The 18,459-nt window shown below is 64.1% G+C and carries 15 protein-coding genes; 10 read left to right on the forward strand and 5 right to left on the reverse strand.

Going from position 1 to position 18,459, the window contains the following annotated elements; translation table 11 throughout:
* Positions 1-10 precede the first annotated feature (10 nt).
* Both GSQ90_RS15205 and GSQ90_RS15210 read right to left on the reverse strand, forming a co-directional pair.
* Positions 11-1,072, reverse strand: coding sequence for a DUF2278 family protein (locus GSQ90_RS15205; RefSeq protein WP_158815690.1), 1,062 nt, complete (start codon positions 1,070-1,072; stop codon positions 11-13).
* Positions 1,073-1,158: 86 nt separating this feature from the next.
* Positions 1,159-1,725, reverse strand: a complete 567-nt coding sequence (locus GSQ90_RS15210; RefSeq protein ID WP_158815691.1) for a TetR/AcrR family transcriptional regulator — start codon at positions 1,723-1,725, stop codon at positions 1,159-1,161.
* A 99-nt stretch (positions 1,726-1,824) separates the two neighbouring features.
* Here GSQ90_RS15210 and GSQ90_RS15215 point away from each other — a divergent pair, with 99 nt between their 5' ends.
* Both GSQ90_RS15215 and GSQ90_RS15220 read left to right on the forward strand, forming a co-directional pair.
* Positions 1,825-2,208 (forward strand): DUF4267 domain-containing protein, encoded by a 384-nt coding sequence (locus GSQ90_RS15215; RefSeq protein ID WP_158815692.1) that lies wholly within the window; start codon positions 1,825-1,827, stop codon positions 2,206-2,208.
* Positions 2,209-2,217: 9 nt separating this feature from the next.
* The gene (locus GSQ90_RS15220) at positions 2,218-2,565 is read left to right on the forward strand and encodes a DoxX family protein (RefSeq protein WP_246731621.1); all 348 of its coding nucleotides are present in this window, start codon (positions 2,218-2,220) and stop codon (positions 2,563-2,565) included.
* Positions 2,566-2,685: 120 nt separating this feature from the next.
* Here GSQ90_RS15220 and GSQ90_RS15225 read toward each other — a convergent pair whose 3' ends face one another.
* Complete coding sequence (locus GSQ90_RS15225) at positions 2,686-3,321, reverse strand: TetR/AcrR family transcriptional regulator (RefSeq protein WP_158815693.1); 636 nt, start codon at positions 3,319-3,321, stop codon at positions 2,686-2,688.
* 121 nt (positions 3,322-3,442) lie between these two features.
* On the opposite strand from GSQ90_RS15225, the gene GSQ90_RS15230 reads away from it, so the two are divergent.
* The 4 genes from GSQ90_RS15230 (at position 3,443) to GSQ90_RS15245 (ending at position 7,429) form a co-directional block, all read left to right on the forward strand.
* A complete protein-coding gene (locus GSQ90_RS15230; protein ID WP_158815694.1) occupies positions 3,443-3,865 on the forward strand; it encodes a hypothetical protein in 423 nt (140 codons plus the stop codon).
* Complete coding sequence (locus tag GSQ90_RS32120) at positions 3,780-4,091, forward strand: DUF1810 family protein (RefSeq protein WP_158815695.1); 312 nt, start codon at positions 3,780-3,782, stop codon at positions 4,089-4,091. The genes GSQ90_RS15230 and GSQ90_RS32120 overlap by 86 nt, the downstream gene beginning before the upstream one ends.
* Positions 4,092-4,199: 108 nt before the next feature.
* A complete protein-coding gene (locus GSQ90_RS15240; RefSeq protein WP_158815696.1) occupies positions 4,200-5,612 on the forward strand; it encodes an FAD/NAD(P)-binding protein in 1,413 nt (470 codons plus the stop codon).
* A gap of 101 nt (positions 5,613-5,713) precedes the next feature.
* The gene (locus tag GSQ90_RS15245) at positions 5,714-7,429 is read left to right on the forward strand and encodes a dihydroxy-acid dehydratase (protein ID WP_158815697.1); all 1,716 of its coding nucleotides are present in this window, start codon (positions 5,714-5,716) and stop codon (positions 7,427-7,429) included.
* A gap of 66 nt (positions 7,430-7,495) precedes the next feature.
* On the opposite strand, the gene GSQ90_RS15250 is transcribed toward GSQ90_RS15245, so the two are convergent.
* Positions 7,496-8,545, reverse strand: a complete 1,050-nt coding sequence (locus GSQ90_RS15250; protein ID WP_158815698.1) for a DUF2332 domain-containing protein — start codon at positions 8,543-8,545, stop codon at positions 7,496-7,498.
* A gap of 36 nt (positions 8,546-8,581) precedes the next feature.
* Complete coding sequence (acnA, locus tag GSQ90_RS15255; protein WP_158815699.1) at positions 8,582-11,293, reverse strand: aconitate hydratase AcnA; 2,712 nt, start codon at positions 11,291-11,293, stop codon at positions 8,582-8,584.
* Between the two features lie 118 nt (positions 11,294-11,411).
* Here acnA and ccmA point away from each other — a divergent pair, with 118 nt between their 5' ends.
* The 4 genes from ccmA (at position 11,412) to GSQ90_RS15275 (ending at position 18,239) form a co-directional block, all read left to right on the forward strand.
* The gene (ccmA, locus tag GSQ90_RS15260) at positions 11,412-12,053 is read left to right on the forward strand and encodes a heme ABC exporter ATP-binding protein CcmA (protein ID WP_158815700.1); all 642 of its coding nucleotides are present in this window, start codon (positions 11,412-11,414) and stop codon (positions 12,051-12,053) included.
* The gene (gene ccmB, locus GSQ90_RS15265) at positions 12,050-12,721 is read left to right on the forward strand and encodes a heme exporter protein CcmB (protein WP_158815701.1); all 672 of its coding nucleotides are present in this window, start codon (positions 12,050-12,052) and stop codon (positions 12,719-12,721) included. The genes ccmA and ccmB overlap by 4 nt, the downstream gene beginning before the upstream one ends.
* A 32-nt stretch (positions 12,722-12,753) precedes the next feature.
* Complete coding sequence (gene betA / locus GSQ90_RS15270) at positions 12,754-14,424, forward strand: choline dehydrogenase (protein WP_158815702.1); 1,671 nt, start codon at positions 12,754-12,756, stop codon at positions 14,422-14,424.
* A gap of 761 nt (positions 14,425-15,185) precedes the next feature.
* Complete coding sequence (locus tag GSQ90_RS15275; protein WP_158815703.1) at positions 15,186-18,239, forward strand: toll/interleukin-1 receptor domain-containing protein; 3,054 nt, start codon at positions 15,186-15,188, stop codon at positions 18,237-18,239.
* The last annotated feature ends 220 nt before the right edge of the window (positions 18,240-18,459 follow it).

Genomic DNA, 18,459 nt, shown 5'->3' on the forward strand with positions numbered 1-18,459 from the left:
TGAAAGCATGTCAGAAGCTTGTGCTCCAGCCGCTTGCCGCGTCGCCGCCGAGATAGGCGACGCTGTCGACCCTGAGATTGGCGGCATTGACCAGCGTCAGAATCCCGCCCGCATCGTTCAACAGCCCGGCGGCCAGCGCGACGGAGAGCGGCTGGCCCGGCGCCACGCCCTGGGCCTGGGGCAAGGGGATCATCTTTTTCGCGTCGGCGAGGATCGTCCAGCCCGTGAGATCGATCGGCGCATTCGTCATATTGGCGACGATCAGCGCCCCCGTCCCATCGGGCGCGCGATGGAGCGAGGTCAATTCCGCCACGCGCTGCGGCAGCGGCAAAGGCGCGCCAAGGCCATTGGAAAAATCGTAGAGAGGCGCTTCGGAGCCGGTCGCGCCATAAATGACGTCGCCGTTGTCGTTCGTGTGCCAGGCCTGGGTCTGAAATGCGAGGAAAGCGCCGGTCATGCGCTTGCCCTGTTCGTCCCAGATGAAACAGGCGCCGTCATGCCAGGTTCCATTTTCCCGCACATGCTGGTCGATCGCCTTCGGGTCGCCCTGAACCATGTGAATATTGTCGATTCCGAACGGCGTATCGGGCGTCGAGCCGAACACCGCGTCGGTCTGATGCGGATTGTCCTTGTGAAATTGATTGCCATAGAAAAACACGTCGTCGCCCTGATTTTTGGCGATCTGGAAAATGGCGCTGAGGCGATGCACGAGACTGTCGTCGCCCTCGCCCTCGACGGGCAGCACGCGCATCGCGCGCGGGTCGAACAGCGCGCCGCGCTGGAAGTCGAGCGCGCCCGACGCATAGTCGCGATTGACCGGCGACATGCCTTCCGGGCGCGCCAGGATCGAAGGGATAATCGGATGATGGAAATCGGTGTCGATCAGATAATAAAGATAGGATTTGCCGACGGGATCGCCCGGCTGGCCCTTGTCGGAGCGAACATTGATCGTCGCGAAATATTGCTGGCCGCCCGCTTCGAGGATGACCCAAAGATGCGGGTTCGTCGCCGGCGCCGCGGGCGCGAAAGCGTGGATTTTGCCGCGCAGGCAGATGTAATTGATATGGCCCACAGGCGCCCCCCCGAAGACGCGCAGCCGTGCGCCGACGCGTCCGCTGAGATTAGGCCGGGGCGAAGGAAGCTGGCAAATCGGGTGGCCTACCGACCGAATTTTTGGACGAGAACGTTTAATCGAGCCTCGGCGCCTGTCGCTGGGATACGTCCAGATTGCGCGAGGACGACCAATCCATGCAACGCGCTCCACAGCACTTCGGCCAAAAATTCCGGCTCTTGCCGATCTGGCCCCAGTGCGGCGACCAACTCGGCGAAGGCGGCGCGGAGCGCCGTCGGCGTTTCCTCGCTGGCGAATTTGATCTTTGTCGGCAAGACGAACATCGCCTCATAGATAACCGGCCGCGAACGGGCAAAACCAAGATAGGCGTCGCAGACGTTGCGCAAAACGTCCCGAGCGCCAGTGACGTTCGCCGTTTCCATTCTCAATCGCGCCGCAAGTTCCTCGAAGCCTCTGGTGGCCACTGCGGCCATGATGTCGGCCTTGCCCTTGAAGTGGCTGTAGAGAACCGGCTGGCTATAGTCGATTAGCCCCGCGAGACGGCGCGTGGTGACGGCGTCCCAGCCCTCGGCTTCGGCCAGTTCACGCGCTGCAGCCAGGATGAGATCATAGCGCTCCGCCCGCTGGCGCTCTCTGCGTTCGGCGATCGACATTCAGAGACCCTATCGACGCGCGTATTTGTGTCAATGCTAGATTTTGGTTGACACTGATTCTAGCGTTGCTAGTATCTCTGCAACTGACAGGAGTTCACTATGATCCTCACCGGATATTGGCTCTCCGGCCTGATCGCGGTCGGAATTCTATTCATCGGGTCGCGCTTTCTGTGGGACCCCGCCGCCGCATCACGCGACTTCGGCATCCCCCATTCTCCATCGCCGTCGCCCGGCTTTACCGGATGGCTGGCTGTGAAGGGGACGCGAGACATCGTGTCCGGCCTTTTTGTCTTCCTGCTCATGGCTAACGGATCGCCGCGCTTGCTTGGCGAATTCTTGCTCGTGGCGAGCCTCATCGCATGGGGCGATGCGGCGACAGTCCTTCGATGGGGGGGAAGCAGAACAGCCGCCTTCGGTATTCATGGCCTGACGGCGCTGGTCATCATCGCAGTTGGCGCAAGCCTCATCGGCGCCAATCGATAGGAGCGAGCCATGACGATCCTTCAGATACCCGTAGCAAGCGCGATGGCGTGGCTACTGGCCTTTGCATTTGTCGGCGCCGGTCTATTCAACGCCATCGGCGGCGCGGCCGTGCAGGCGGGGTTTATACGCTGGGGTTATCCGGCGTGGTGGAACTTCGTCACCGCCGCGCTCGAAGTGCTTGGCGCCGCTCTCGTCGTTCTTCCCGCAACGCGGATTTGGGGATTGGCGCTCGTGGCGATGGTGATGATCGCCGCGATTGCCACCGTCATTTGGCGTCGGGAATACAAGCATTTGCCGCCGGGTGTGGCGCTGGCCGCGCTGATCGGCATCGAATTGGCGCTTGTGGTCGCGCATTGAGACATTCGCTATTAAGGCGACGCTGTAATTCACTTTCGTCATGGGCGTCGAAGGAGCCTTTGTGGCCGCCTTCGCTATCGATGACGCTCAGAGATCGCCGCGCGTCCGCAAGTCGTGGCCTCACGCCTCTTCGATCCTCGCCGGCTGCTTCGTCAGTTTCGCGTCCCCATCCGATGGCGTGAGGATGGAGGCGAACAGCACCCGCTTGAACTGCTCGATCGGTAGGGGGGAACGATCGACCTTCATCCGCATCATCGCGCCCTCCCAGGCCGCGAGGAGGAAGGTCGCGACATCGTCGGCGCCAAGATCGCTGCTAATCTCGCCCGCCGCCTGGCCAGCGCGCACGACCTCGGCAAAGGAATGCGTAAGCTTGCCGCAGATCTCGACCAAGTGGTTGCGAAGCAGCTCGCTGTGCTCGGGCGCCTCGAGGCTCATGTTGCCGACAAGGCAACCATAGCGCCAGCCGGCGGCTTCGAGCCATTCGGTGATGGCGTCGAAATAGGCGCGCAAACGCTCGACGGCAGGGCGGGTTTCGTCGCGCAGCGTCCGGTCCATGACGGCCTGGGTGCGCTCGTGGTAGCGATCGAGGATCGCCGCCGCGAAGGCTTCCTTCGACCGGAAATGGTTGGTGAAGCAGCCTTGGGGAACGCCGGCGTCTGCGGTGATCTCGCGGACGCCGGCCCCGGCGAAGCCGCGCTCGTGCAGCGTCTGCACGCCGGACTCGATGATTTTCTCACGGAGGGAAGGTCTGGCCATTGCATATAAATACAGTTGGACGTATTTATATGCAAGAGCAAGCCCGCAATCGTCTCTCCGACCCGTTCCGAGCGCTCGCATGACGAGGGCTGAGAGGCGGCGATCCAAGGAGATAGCTGAAATGACATCCATTGAATGCGCCCGCTCAGCCCTGGAGGCGGCGGGCAGGACGCTTGCCGAAGCAGGTCCGGTCTTCATGGTCAATATGGTGCGCTATCGTGACCAGGCGGCCTATGAGCCAGGAACCCGCCTGCCGCCATGCTCGGGCCGCGAAGCCTATCTCCAGCGCTACGCGCCCGCCTTCAATCAGGTCGCCGAGGGCGAGAACCATGCGGTCTTCTGGGTCGGCAATGTCCGCGGCGTGCTGGTCGGCTTGGACGGCGAGCAGTGGGATGACATTGTCATCGTCCGTTATACGAGCTTTCCCTCGCTGCGCCGGATCCTGGAGAGCCCCTCCTATGAAGAGCAGGCGGCGCCGCATCGGCGCGCGGCGCTGGCCAACTGGAAATTCATCGTCACGACACAACCCGAGATACCGCGATGATCTCGGCCATCCGATCCTGGGGCTAAGGCTGGTCGCATGCACGCAAGCGGTCTGTCTCGTCGAGGGTCGTTCGGCGCATGAGATTTTCGGCAGTCCCGACGATCTGAAATTTCGATCCTCGATGACGCTGTTCGCGGCGGCGGCCGGCGACAATGGGATTTTTGAAGAGGCTTTGCGAAAATATTTCGACGGGCGGGCGGACGATTCGCTGAACGCGCTGCGTTGACGGTTTTGTTCGGGCGGGTGTGCGAGGGCGCCGACGTCCAATCAATTGACGCAATCCATCAATAATATATCATTATTGCATGACAGAGGTTGAGCATTGCATCGTCCGATGACGGAGCCGGATAGGCTGGCGAGCGCAGGCAGGCTTCGCATTGCGGTGGTCGGCGGCGGCTTCACCGGCGTCGCCTTCGTCATCCATGCGACACGCCTGATCCCGGGCCCGCTCGATATCGACATCATCGAGCCTTCGGCGGCCCTTGGCCTCGGCCACGCCTATAGCGCAAGCGACCCGCTTCATCGCATCAATGTGCCGAGCGAGCGCATGAGCCTGTTTGCAGGCGACCTCTCGCATGCCACGGACTGGTTGTTCCAAAAACAGATTCTGCCAGGCGACGGGGCGAGCACGGACGCCATCGGCCATCATTATGTCGCCCGGTCGCATTACGGCGCCTATGTCGCCGATACGCTGGCGAAAACCCTGACCGCCGCCGCCCCACGCGTATCCTTACGCCATCGCCGGGCCCTTGCGACGGCCATCCGTCCGGCGGACGGCGGTTGGTCGATCGCTTTGTCGACCGGCGACGCCGTCGAAGCCGACCGCGTCGCGCTCTGCTTTGGCCATGCGGTCGCGGGTTCGCCCTGCCCCATCAGCGCCGCGGCCGCCGCCGATCCGCGCTTGATCGCTAATCCCTGGCGGGCGGATGGTCTTTCGTCGATCGACAAAGAGGCATCGGTGCTCCTTGTCGGGACGGGCCTCACGATGGCCGATATGGCGGCGAGCCTGTTGGGCCGCGGCCATAAGGGCAAGCTCATTGCGGTATCGCGGCGCGGCCTGATGGCGCAGCCGCATGGGCTGTTCGCCGACGACGTCAATTTTCTGGGCGATTGCGCGCCTCCGCTGACCGCCCTTGGCCTGCTCGACCTCGTGCGCCGTCGCGTTCGCGCGTCAACGGATCAGGGTCGCGGCTGGCATCCGGCCATCGACGCGCTGCGCTACAACCTGCCGCGCGTCTGGGGCGCCCTGCCGCCAGGCGAACGACGAGCGGTGAAACGCCGGCTGCTGGCGTTCTGGGATGTGCATCGTTTCCGTGTCGCGCCCCAGGTGCATGCGGCCCTCGCGGCGGCGATCGGCGATGGACGGCTGGTTGTGGAAAAGGCGGGCGTCGCCGCCATAGATGCGAATCAGGATTCGCTCGTCGCCACGCTGCGCCGGCCCGGCGGCGCACTGCAGGAGCGGCGCTTCGGCGGGATCATCCTATGCGTCGGCCCCGATCGCGACCTCACGCATAATCCGCTGATTAGGGAGATGTTCGCCGTCGGCCTCGCGCGCGCCGACGCGGTGGGTCTGGGGCTTGATGTCGACGCCGGCTCGCATCTGATCGCCCGCGACGGGACGGTCCAACCTAATCTGCTGGCTTTCGGTCCGATGACGCGCGGCACATTCGGCGAGATGACGGGCGCGCCCGATATCGCCCGCCATATCGAGCGTGTGGCTGGTCTGATGGCGGCGGGAGCCGCCTAAAGCTCTTGTCGCGCGCTTCGCCGAAGGCGATGATGGCCTTACATCGCGCCGTTTGGTCGCAACAAGGCTCGCCGAGAGCCGTTCGTCGAGAGCCCATTGGCATGACCAAGTCCTATGAAGGCCTGAACGGCGGACTGACCAATTACGGCGATCCCGATTTTGCGCGCTATCTGCGCCGCTCATTCGCCAAGTCGATGGGCTATTCCGACGCGGCGCTCGACCGGCCGATCGTCGGCATTTGCACTACCGCCAGCGGGTTCAACAATTGCCACCGGCATTTCCCCGAACTGCTGGAGGCGGTCAAGCGCGGCGTGCTCGCGGAAGGCGCGCTGCCTGTCCCCTTCCCCGTCATCTCGCTGGGCGAGGTGTTCCTCAGCCCCACCAGCATGATGTTCCGTAATCTGATGGCGATGGACGTCGAGGAAATGATCCGCGCGCAGCCGATGGATTCGGTCGTGCTGATGGGCGGATGCGACAAGACCGTTCCCGCGCTGCTGATGGGCGCGGCCTCCGCCAATAAGCCCGCCGCGCTTCTGGTCGGCGGCCCGATGATGACCGGTCGCCATAAGGGCGAGCGCCTCGGCGCCTGCACCGACTGCCGCCGCTTCTGGGCGCGCTACCGGGGCGGCGACGTCGACGCCGAGGAGATCGCGCTCGTCGAAGGCCGCCTGGCGGTCACCGCGGGCACCTGCGCCGTCATGGGCACGGCCAGCACGATGGCGCTGCTCGGCGAGGCCCTGGGCATGATGGCGCCCCATAGCGCCGCGATTCCCGCCGTCCACGCCGACCGCCTGCGCGCGGCCGAAGCGACGGGCGCCCTGGCGGCGCGGATGATCGGCGGCGACCGCACGCCGCAAAACATCATGACGCCGTCCGCCTTCGAGAACGCGCTACGCGTTCTGCTGGCGATTTCCGGCTCGACCAACGCCCTCATCCACCTCACCGCCATAGCGGGGCGTCTTGGGATCAAGATCGGCCTCCAGGAATTTAACCGCCTCTCCGACGAAACGCCGGTGCTGGTCAATCTCAAGCCTGTCGGCGACGGCTATATGGAAGATTTTCATTATGCGGGCGGCCTTGAAGGCGTGTTGCGCGCACTGCAACCCAGGCTGAACCTCGAGACAACAGACATTTCCGGGCAGAGCCTCGCCGAGCGTCTCGCCAGGCCTCTGAGCGACGCGATCGACCGGACCTTCATCCGCGCGGTGGACAATCCGATCGAGCCGCAGGGCGGCTTGATCGCGCTACACGGGACGCTGGCGCCCGAAGGCGCGTTGCTCAAGCGCGCCGCGGCGACGCCCGCGCTGCTGGAGCACGAGGGGCGCGCGATCGTATTCTCGTCGCTCGACGATCTCGCCGCGCGCATCGACGATCCCGATCTCGACGTCGCGGCCGACGACATTCTGGTCTTGCAGAACGCGGGCCCCAGGAGCGCATCGGGAATGCCCGAGGCCGGTTACCTGCCGATCCCTAGGAAACTCGCCCGGCAGGGCGTCAAGGACATGGTCCGCATCTCCGACGCTCGTATGAGCGGAACGGCGTTCGGCGCCGTCGTTCTGCATGTCACGCCCGAAGCGGCGGCGGGCGGGCCGCTGGCTCTGGTGCGCAACGGCGACCGCATCCGCCTTTCGGCGCGCGAAAAGCGCCTCGATCTTCTCGTGGACGCCGCGGAAATGGAAAGACGGCGAAGCGCCCATATCGGCGCAGGCGAGGCCCCGAAGCGCGGTTATGCGCGGCTCTATCGCCAAACGGTTCTGACGGCCACGCAAGGATGCGACTTCGATTTCCTGCGCGCCGAAGGCGGCGCGCAAACGTAAGATCGCTCCATTTCGTTTGCGGGCGGAAATTGCCTGGCGCGGCGGCGTTCATGCCGTCGCTGCCTTTTACGCAACCCCGCGCCATTCGAGCCATCGGCCGTGAAAATCAGCGACGGCGAGCAACTCGTCGACAGGCCCCTGCGGCCATAGCGACAAACGCACCCGCGCGCCGCGGCGCTCGTCGGCTTCCGCCTCCATCCGCAGCCAGGCGAACGGGCTCGCTTTTGTCGCGCGGTCAGCCGCTTGCGCGATGGCGGCGCGGATCGCCGCCTTTGTCGCGTCGGGAAGATATTGCCAGAAAATGCTATGCGCGAGGACCAGCGCGCGACCGGGCGCGCCGGCGCTCAGCTCCCGCGCCGCGAACAATGCGGCGTCGATCTGTTCGACTCGAATGTTTTCGTTTGAGGCTAAATCCAAAGCGGCCTGCGCGCGTTCTACGCGCGCCGTTTGATCGGGCCAGATATAGGCGAGCATCCGCGCTCGAGCGGCGGCGTCCCTGGCGTCGATCGGATTGAGATCGCAGCCTTGCCTGTCGGCGATTTCAATCGCGCCAGCGACGGCGGAACGTTCGCCGCGCCATTCGCAAGGGATTGTCACTTTCGCATCAGGCGTCCCCCAGGAGAACGATCCATATCGATAGAAATAACGATCGAACGAAAGGTTCAATCCCGCGCTGGCGCCGATTTCACGAACGGCCAGCGGCAGGCCGGTAAGCCGCGCAATCGTGAGATATCCGGGCAGCAATGCCGCCGATCGCGCAACCTCATTGGTCTGCGGCGCGCTGTCGAGAAAGCGCGTCAGCCTTGCGTCGTCGCTGGCGAACGCGCTTTGCGCGGCGCGCCAGAAAGCCACATCCGAAGGAAGCCGGTTCGGTGGATAAAACGGCGCGAGGGCGGGGTGGCCCTCGCGTGCTAGAGCATTCAACGCGCCGCAGGCGCGCAGAGCGATTGCATCTGCCTCCGGTCGGTCCGGCCAATTCAGCAGCCTGCGGCCGAACGCCGTTTCCTCCGTCAGATAGGCATGCAAGGCACCGCAAACGAGCGCAGTAAAAGGCGAGCCCATCTGCTCGCACCACTCCGCTTGCTGACGAAAATTATTGAGCGCGTCGGGATTCATGCGTGCCGCCGGCTCTCATCTTCGCCACAGCACCTCTCACGCCGCCAATTGCCGCAGCACATATTGCAGGATCCCGCCGTTGCGGAAATATTCCAGCTCGTCGAGCGTATCGATGCGGCAGATCAGCGGGACTTTTGTGCTGGCGCCGTCGGCCGAGACGATTTCGGCCTCCATCTTCTGGCGCGGCTTCAGATCATGCGTCAGCCCGTGGATGGTGACCTTCTCGTCGCCCTTCAGGCCCAGCGTCTGCCAGGAGGTCCCGTCCTCGAACAGGAGGGGCAGCACGCCCATGCCGACGAGATTCGAGCGATGGATGCGCTCAAAGCTCTGGGCGATCACGGCGCGCACGCCGAGCAGCTTGGTGCCCTTCGCCGCCCAGTCGCGCGACGAGCCCGTGCCATATTCGCGCCCGGCGAACACGACCAGCGGCACGCCCTCCTTCTGATAACGCATCGCGGCGTCATAGATCGCCATGCGCTCGCCCGAGGGATGATGGATGGTGTAGCCGCCCTCGACGACATTGCCGGACGAATCTTTGACCATCTGGTTCTTGATGCGGATATTGGCGAACGTGCCGCGCATCATCACTTCATGATTGCCGCGCCGCGTGCCGTATTGGTTGAAATCGACCGGGCGCACCTGATGCTCGATCAGATATTGGCCGGCCGGGCTCTGCTCTCGGATGGAGCCGGCCGGCGAGATGTGGTCGGTGGTGATGGAATCGAGGAATTCGCCAAGAATCCGCGCCCCGACAATGTCGGTCACCGGCGTCGGCTCCATCGTAATGCCCTCGAAATAGGGCGGGTTCTGCACATAGGTCGAGCCCATGTCCCAGGCATAGGTGAGGCCGGCGGGGATCTTGACCTTGCGCCAATTGGCGTCGCCGTCGAAGACGCTCGCATATTTGGTCTTGAACATTTTGGCGGTGATCGTGTTCTCGACGAGATCGGCGATCTCCTGGCTGGTCGGCCAGATGTCGGCGAGATAGATCGGCGCGCCCGATTTGTCGTAGCCGAGCGCATCTTTCGTCAGATCGACCTGCATCGAACCGGCCAGCGCATAAGCGACGACGAGCGGCGGCGAAGCCAGATAATTGGCGCGCGTATCGGGATTGACGCGGCCCTCGAAATTGCGATTGCCCGAGAGAACGGCGGCCGCGACAAGATTGTGTTTGGCGATGACGGACGAAATGGCTTCGGGCAGCGGACCCGAATTGCCGATGCAGGTCGTACAGCCGAAGCCGACGACATTGAAGCCGAGTTTGTCGAGCGACTTTTGCAGCTCGGCGTCCCGCAGATATTCCTCGACGACCTGGCTGCCCGGCGCCAGCGACGTCTTGACCCACGGCTTGACCGTCAGCCCCTTGGCGACGGCATTGCGCGCCAGCAGCCCCGCCGCCATCATCACGCTCGGATTGGACGTGTTGGTGCAGGAGGTGATCGCGGCGATCACGACATCGCCATGACCGAGGTCGAAATTCGTGCCCTCGACCTTGTAGCGGTGGGCGATATCGGCGCCCTGCTTGAATTCCGTCTCCATCGCGCCGGCAAAGCCGGCCTTCGCCGTGGCCAGCAAGACCTTGTCTTGCGGGCGCTTGGGCCCCGCGATGGAGGGCGCGACTTCGCCAAGGTCCAGCGCCAGCGTATCGGTAAAGACCGGGTCGGGCGTCAGGCGCGTGCGATAGAACCCCTGCGCCTTCGCATAGGCCTCGACCAGCGCGATGCGCGGCCCTTTGCGGCCGGACGTCTCGAGATAGCGGATCGCCTGCACGTCGACCGGGAACAGACCGCAGGTCGCGCCATATTCGGGCGCCATATTGGCGATGGTCGCGCGGTCGGCGACCGACATGGCGTTGAGGCCCGGACCGAAGAACTCGACGAATTTGCCGACCACGCCCTTCTTGCGCAGCATTTGCGTCACTGTCAGCACGAGATCGGTGGCGGTGACGCCCTCGCGCAGGTCGCCGGTCAGTTTGAAGCCGATGACTTCGGGCAACAGCATCGACAAGGGCTGGCCAAGCATCGCCGCTTCCGCCTCGATGCCGCCGACGCCCCAGCCGAGCACAGCCAGGCCATTGACCATGGTGGTGTGGCTGTCGGTGCCCACCAGCGTGTCGGGATAGGCGATCTCCGTCGTGACGCGGCCGACCTTCTCTTTGCGCGTCCACACCGTCTGCGCGAGATATTCGAGATTGACCTGATGGCAGATGCCGGTGCCGGGCGGCACGACGGCGAAATTGGAAAAGGCCTGCTGGCCCCATTTCAGGAAGCGGTAGCGCTCCTGGTTTTGCTCGTATTCGCGCTTGACGTTTTGCCCAAGCGCCTTGTTGTTGCCGAAGAAGTCAACCACCACCGAATGGTCGATGACGAGATCGACGGGCACCAGCGGATTGATCTTGTCGGGGTCGCCGCCAAGCGTCACCATCGCGTCGCGCATGGCGGCGAGGTCGACGACCGCCGGCACGCCGGTGAAATCCTGCATCAGCACGCGAGCGGGGCGGAACGCGATCTCATGCTCCACCTTGCCGCGATTGGCGAGCCAGGCCGCGACCGCTTCGATATCGCCCTTCTTGACCGTGCGCCCGTCCTCGTTGCGCAGCAGGTTCTCCAGCACGATTTTCATCGAATAGGGCAGTTGCGAAATGCCGGTCAGGCCGTTTTTTTCAGCGCTTTTGAGCGAAAAATACTCGTAGGTCTTGGCGCCGACGGTGAGCTTTTTGCGACATTTGAAACTGTCGAGACTGGCCATCGGCTGAACTCCGGAGGGGGATGAAGGGGGATTAGAACTCTTATAGATAAGTTCGTCCTGCCGGGCTACACAACAATGTCGCGAAATCGCCCAAAAAGGCGTCGCCGGAGAAGTCTCGATGCGCTTGGTTGGCGCCAACATTGCGATCGAGCGGGGCGGACGGCGGCTATTTTCCGATCTGTCGTTTGCAGCGGCGGCGGGCGAGGCGCTGATCGTCACCGGCCCCAATGGCGCGGGCAAATCGAGCCTGCTGCGCGCCATCGCCGGCCTGCTGCGCGTCGCGGCGGGCGCGGTGGTTCTCGAAGGCGGCGACGATGAGCTGCGCTTGGGCGAACAAGCCCATTATCTCGGTCATGCCGATGCGCTGAAAGGGGCGCTGACGGCGCGCGAGAATCTCGAATTCTGGGCGGCGATGCTGGGCGCCGAAAAAACGCCCGCTGACGCCCGGACTGGCCCAATGCCCATCGGCGCCGCGCTCGATCGTCTGGGCCTCGCCCATGTCGTCGATTTTCCCGTCAATTTTCTCTCGGCGGGTCAGAGGCGGCGGGTCGCCCTGGCGCGGCTTCTTGTCGCATATCGTCCGCTCTGGCTGCTGGACGAGCCGACGAGCGCGCTCGACGCCGCCGCGCAGGCGCGCCTTGGCGAAATCATGCGCGCGCATCTGGCCGGCGGCGGCATGATTGTCGCGGCGACGCACGCGCCGCTCGGTCTAGACGGGCGCGAATTGAAGCTGGGCGCACAGGAGCTCATCGGCTCATGAAAAGCGCTGCGACCGCCCTGTTCATGCGCGAATGGCGGATCGCCCGCCGCATCGGCGGCGGCGCTTCCACCGGCGCGGTGTTTTTCCTGATTCTTGTCGCGCTGATGCCGTTTGCGATCGGCCCGGACCTTAATCTTTTGGCGCGCATCGGCCCGGCGATCCTGTGGATCGCCGCCCTGCTGTCGACGCTGCTCGGCCTCGACCGCCTGTTTCAGGGCGACGAGGAGGATGGCTCGCTCGATCTGCTGGCGCAGGCGCGCCTGCCGCTCGAAGTCGTCGTCCTCGTGAAATGCGCCGCGCATTGGACGGCGGGCGTCTTGCCGCTGATTGTCGTCAGCCCGCTGTTCGGCCTGATGCTGGCGCTGGACGCCCAAGCGCTCGGCCTCGTCGCCGCCAGCCTTCTCGTCGGCACGCCGGCGCTGACGATGATCGGCGCGATCGGCGCCGCGCTGACGGTGTCGCTGCGGCGCGGCGGGCTGCTGATGGCGGTGCTGGTGCTGCCGCTGACGATCCCCGTCCTGATCTTTGGCGTATCGGCCGCTTCGGCGGCCAGCGGCGGCGCGGCGCCGCTCCTGGCGCCCTTCCTCGCTCTCGCCGCGCTCTCGCTCGCCGCTCTCGCAGGCGCGCCATTCGCCGCGGCGGCGGCTTTGCGGCTGGCGGGGGAATAGGCGCCGGCGATTCGTCCCGCTAAGAAGCGACGATGAAGCGGGAAGACAGCGAACAATTCGATTATATCGTCGTCGGCGCCGGCTCGGCCGGATGCGTGCTCGCCGACCGCCTGACCGAAGACGGGCGATCGAGCGTCCTCGTCGTCGAATTTGGCGGCTCCGACCGCTCCGTCTTCATCCAGATGCCCGGCGCACTGTCGATCCCGATGAACACCAGGAAATACAACTGGCGCTATGAGAGCGAGCCGGAGCCGCATATGGACGGCCGCCGCTTTCACATCCCGCGCGGCAAGGTTTTGGGCGGGTCGTCGTCGATCAACGGCCTCGTCTATGTCAGAGGCAATCCGCACGATTTCGATCGCTGGGAGGAAGAAGGCGCATCAGGCTGGGGCTATCGCAACGTGCTGCCCTATTTTAGGCGCGCGGAAGGACGGCGCGACGGCGCCGACGCCTATCGCGGCGGCGAGGGACCGCTCGCGACCCGCTACGGGCCGACCACCAATCCGCTCTATGACGTCTTTGTCGAAGCAGGCCGCCAGGCCGGCTATGGCGTGACGCCCGACATTAACGGCGAGCGGCAGGAAGGTTTCGGCCGGTTCGACATGACGGTGAAGGACGGCGTGCGCTGGTCGGCCGCCAACGCCTATCTCAGGCCCGCCATGAAGCGCGCCAATCTCAAGGTCGTCGCCCATGCGCTGGCGACGCAGGTTCTCTTCGACGGGCGCCGCGCGATCGGCGTGCGCTATGCGCGAGGCGGCCGCGACCATCTGGCGCTGGCGCGGCGCGAAGTGATCCTCAGCGGCGGCCCGATCAATTCGCCGCAGCTTCTCAAATTATCAGGGATCGGGCCGGCGCAGGAACTGCGGGCGCTCGACATTCCTGTCGTGCATGATCTGCCCGGCGTCGGCGAAAATCTGCAGGACCATCTCGAATTCTATTTTCAGGTCGCCTCCAAACAGCCGATCACGCTCTATGGCCAGACTGGCCTGTTCTCGCGCGGCCTGATCGGCCTGCAATGGCTGTTGCGCGGGCGCGGCCATGGTGCGACCAACCATTTCGAGACGGGCGGCTTCATCCGCTCGCGGGCGGGCGTGCGCTACGCCGACATCCAGTATCATTTCCTGCCGCTCGCGGTGAGCTATGACGGCGTCGGCATGGCGAGCGAGCATGGCTTTCAGGCCCATGTCGGCCCGCTGCGCTCCAAGAGCCGGGGCTGGGTGCGCCTGAAATCGCCCAACCCGCGCGATTATCCCCGCATCCAGTTCAACTATATGAGCCATGCCGACGACTGGACCGAGATGCGCGCCTGCGTGCGCCTGACGCGCGAGATTTTCGCGCAAAGCGCCTTCGATCCCTATCGCGGCCGCGAGATCAGGCCGGGCGCCGAAGTCGTCAGCGACGAGGCGATCGACGCCTTCGTGCGCGCCCATGTCGAGAGCGCCTATCATCCCTCGGGCACATGCAAGATGGGCGCGAAAGACGATTCCATGGCGGTGGTCGATTCCGAAGCGCGCGTGTTCGGCATCGACGGCCTGCGCGTCGTCGATAGCGCGATCATGCCGTCGGTCACCTCGGGCAATCTCAACGCGCCGACCATCATGATCGGCGAAAAAACCGCCGACGCCATTCTCGGCCGCCCCCCGCTGGCCGCCTCCAACGCGCCCTATTACCAGGCGCCGGACTGGGAGACGGCGCAAAGGTGAGGCGCGCGGCCGGCAGACTTGCAAAAGCCTTGCAGCACGCGACGACACCAGCTTTCGCGCAAAATGCCTTTCGGCAGACTATAACGATATCAATAGCTTACGTTTCCTCCCCGCAAGCTTTTTTCAGACCACATCGTGGAATTTCAAAGGGTTGCAAGCGAAAAAATTAAAAAAAATGCGTCTCCCGAGATTTCTCCAATGCCGATCCGATCGCCAGCCGGCATGGCGACGGCGCGAAGCAGCCAAGCCCTCCAGACGCGGGCTCCCGTCGCCATCGCCTCAATCGCTTCGCCGCCGCGCGCGATGACCGCGATGCGCTCAGCGAGGATGCGACGGAAATGCTAAAATGTCCAGAAAATTTTTCTTAAAAACAGAAAGAGAGCCCCGGCAGGCTTTGGCGCCCAAGGTCGGCTGACAGCAAGCACCCGCAAAGCGGCGAAAATCTCACACTTTTGCGATCCGAGCGAGCTTAAACGCAGGTTCTGCCCTGCCGGATATACAATGGATATCCATTTTTCCTAAAGCCGCGCGGCCGCAAGATTTGGCGCCCTCTTCCCCTTGGTGGGAAGATGCCCGGCGAAGCCGGGCAGATGAGGGGAGTCGCGCGCAGCGCGACGGCTTTGAGCCTATCCGCGCGGAAACCGAAGGCGGACCGCGGCCCAAAGCTGGCCGCCCCGCGCCCCAGCGCTCATTGACATTTTCCACACGACCGCCTTGGTTGACTGAGGCCATTCGCGCGCGAAAACTGCGAGCCCGCTTTCATGTCGACCGGCAAGCCGATCATCTTCATCAGCTATGCGCATGCGGATGAGCCGGATAAGCTAGGCGAGGGCGAAGTTAAATGGCTTTCTTTCGTGCAAAGCTTCCTGCAGCCGGCCGTAAAGCATGGCGTTTTCGACACTTGGGTCGACCGCCAGATGAACGGCGGCGCCAAGTGGGACACGAAGATCGAAGAATATCTTCGCGGCTGCGATATCTTCGTTTTGCTCGTGTCCCGCCATTCGATGGCGTCCAACTATATCATCGACAAAGAAATCGCGATCATTCGTGAAAGGTTGGCGAATGACGAAAACGTCTACTTCTATCCGCTGCTGCTGACCCCGACTCCCAAGGCGGGACTGGATAAAGTCACGGATATGAATCTTCGGCCGCGCGACGCCAAGCCGTTCTCTAGCTTCCCGTATAATGATCGCCTCCAGCATATGAGCGAGGCGGCTAACGAGATCGCAGAGATCGCGCAGCAGATCATCGAGCGCAAAAGCCCATCACGATCGACTCCCCCTTCCGTCCAACCGGCCTATGTCCATACCGCCCATCTCCCCGAAACCGCCTACGAGCGCCTCGTCGGTCGTGACGCAGAGTTGGGACGCCTCGACGACGCCTGGGCCGATTCGAGAACCAACATCCTCTCGCTCATCGCCGAAGGCGGCGCGGGCAAGTCGGCGCTCGTGAACGAATGGCTCGGGCGATTGCAGGCGGAGAACTATCGCGGCGCCGAGGCGGTGCTCGGGTGGTCGTTTTACAGCCAGGGCACGAAGGAGCGCGCAACGTCGGCGGACGCATTCCTTGATTGGGCGCTCGACAAGCTCGGCGTCAAGCCTGCGACAACCAGCGCGACAGCCAAGGGTGACGCGGTCGCGGAAGCGATGATGCGTCGCCGCGTGCTACTCGTGCTCGATGGCGTCGAGCCGTTGCAGCATGGTCCCGGCCCGCAGCTTGGCCAGTTGAAGGACCAGGGCCTGCGCGCCCTGCTACGGCGCTTCGCTGCGACGCCGCTGGCGCAGGCGCATGGATTGATCGTGCTGACCAGCCGGTTGGCGGTAACCGACATCGCGCGCTGGCGGGATAGCGCCGCGCCGGTCGTCGATGTCGAGAAACTGTCGAACGAAGCCGGCGCAGCGCTGCTGCGCGACAATAGCGTGTGGGGGACCGACAGGGAGTTGAAAGCCGCGGCGCACGACTTCGGCGGCCATCCGCTCGCGCTCGGCCTGCTCGCAAGCTTCCTCAAGGAAACGCAAACCGGCGACCTGCGCCGGCGCGACCACATCCGCGCGCTTATAGCCGATTCCGACAATCCGCGACACGACCACGCCAAGCGCGTGATGGAATCCTATGAGAAGGAGTGGCTCGCCGGACAGCCCGTGCTGCTCGCGATCATGCAGTTGATCGGCCTGTTCGAACGGCCGGCGAGCGGCGATTGTCTCGCGGCGCTGCGCGCCGAGCCCGTGATCGAGGGGCTCAACGAACCGATCGTCGGCATTGATGACGACAAATGGCGCCGCGCCGTCGCACGCTTGCGCGAAGTGCGGCTGCTCGCGCCGCCGGACCCCGCTGCGCCCAACGCGCTCGACGCCCATCCGCTAGTGCGCGAATGGTTCGGCGAGCGGCTGCGAGGGACGAACGAGGCAGCATGGAAAGCCGCCCACGGGCGCCTTTACGAGCACTTGCGCGACACGACGAGGGAAGGCGACGAGCCGACGCTGACCGATCTCGCGCCGCTCTACCAAGCGATCGCCCACGGATGCAGCGCGGGACGGCATCAAGAGGCGCTGAATTACGTATATAAGCAAAGAATTTGTCGATGGATTTACATTGTCGGTTCCCTTGACTCAGTGCTTGAATTCTATTCAAGGCATCGACTAGGGGCATCGGGTAGCGATCTGGCCGCGATCTCCTTTTTTCTTGAGTCGCTCTATACCAAGGCTGTGAAAACTCTCGATGCAATTGATCAGTGGTTTGTCATTGGGGAAGCGGCCTATTGTCTGGAGGCTCAGGGCAGATTGAGCGAGTCCCTGGAGGCCCGACGCGCGTCGGGCAGCGGCATATTGGAATTTCCGGTGGATGCGGTTACCGACGAGATTCTTCTCGGTGAAATCGAGCTGCTCACCGGCGACATTCCGGCAGCCATCGCGAGCGCAAATCGTGCGGTCGCCGCGAGCGGGTATCGGGCGATTAATCACGCGGGCATTTCTGACCGGTACCGCATGATCGGCGCCAGCACGACCCTTGCTGACGCCTTGCTTGCCGCCGGTGATTTCCGGGAGGCGTCGAGTCTGTTTGCCGACGCGGAGAAGCGCCAGCGTCAGATACAAAGCGAAGACCGCAGGATTTATCATCAAGGAGTATCTCATCGCTGCGCGCTATTGCTTGACAAACGCCAATGGGTCTCCGCCTGCGAACGCGCCCATGCCGCCTTCGACGTTTCCGCTTATGATAAATTCCCGCATCATATCGCGGAAGACGTTCTAAACTTGGCCCGCGCCGAGTTGGGGGCGGCGCTCGCGGGCGCCGAGGCCCAACGCCGGGCGTTGTGTTTCCTGTCGTTCGGCGATCAGACTTGGCGCGGGACGAATGGAAGCGTGCAGCGCTGCTTCGACGAGTCCGTGGCGGCTCTGCGCGCCTCGGCGATCAATGCAAACCTCGTCGGTGCGCTCCTCGCCCGCGCCGCCCTCCTTCGCTGCATCGGCGATTGGCCCGGCGCGGCACGCGATCTCGACGAGGTCGAGGAGATCGCCGAGCCGGGGCCGATGCGGCTGTTTCTTTGCGACATGGCGCTTGAACGCGCGCGGCTCGCCTTCGCGCGCATCGAGGCCTTCGCGCCGCTCAACGGGCTCATCGACGATGGGCCGCCGAAGCCCGTTCTTCCGGACGCCGCTGAAGCGGAACGCCTCAAAGAGGAGGCGCGGACGAACCTCGGCATAGCGCGCAAGCTCATCACCGAATGCGGCTACCACCGACGCGATGAGGAATTGGCCGAGCTGGAGGCCGTGCTCGCCGGCCAACGCCGCTTCGCCGAGTTGCCGCCGAGGGTGTGAGGCGCGGCCCGCGAGCCCTTCTCCCGCTGCGCGGGAGAAGGTGACCCGACGAAGTCGGGTCGGATGAGGGCCTGTCGGCGTGATAGCGCGAAAAAGGATGCGGCGGTTTAGGTCGCGACCAGGGCGACCGCCCTCATCCGTCATGCTCCGCATGACACCTTCTCCCGCCAAGCGGGAGAAGGGAGCGCCTGTCCCCGCCTGCCCGCCCCTCCGCTAACCC

Origin of the sequence: Methylocapsa sp. S129 (assembly GCF_009765995.1) — a bacterium.
Taxonomy (GTDB): domain Bacteria; phylum Pseudomonadota; class Alphaproteobacteria; order Rhizobiales; family Beijerinckiaceae; genus Roseiarcus.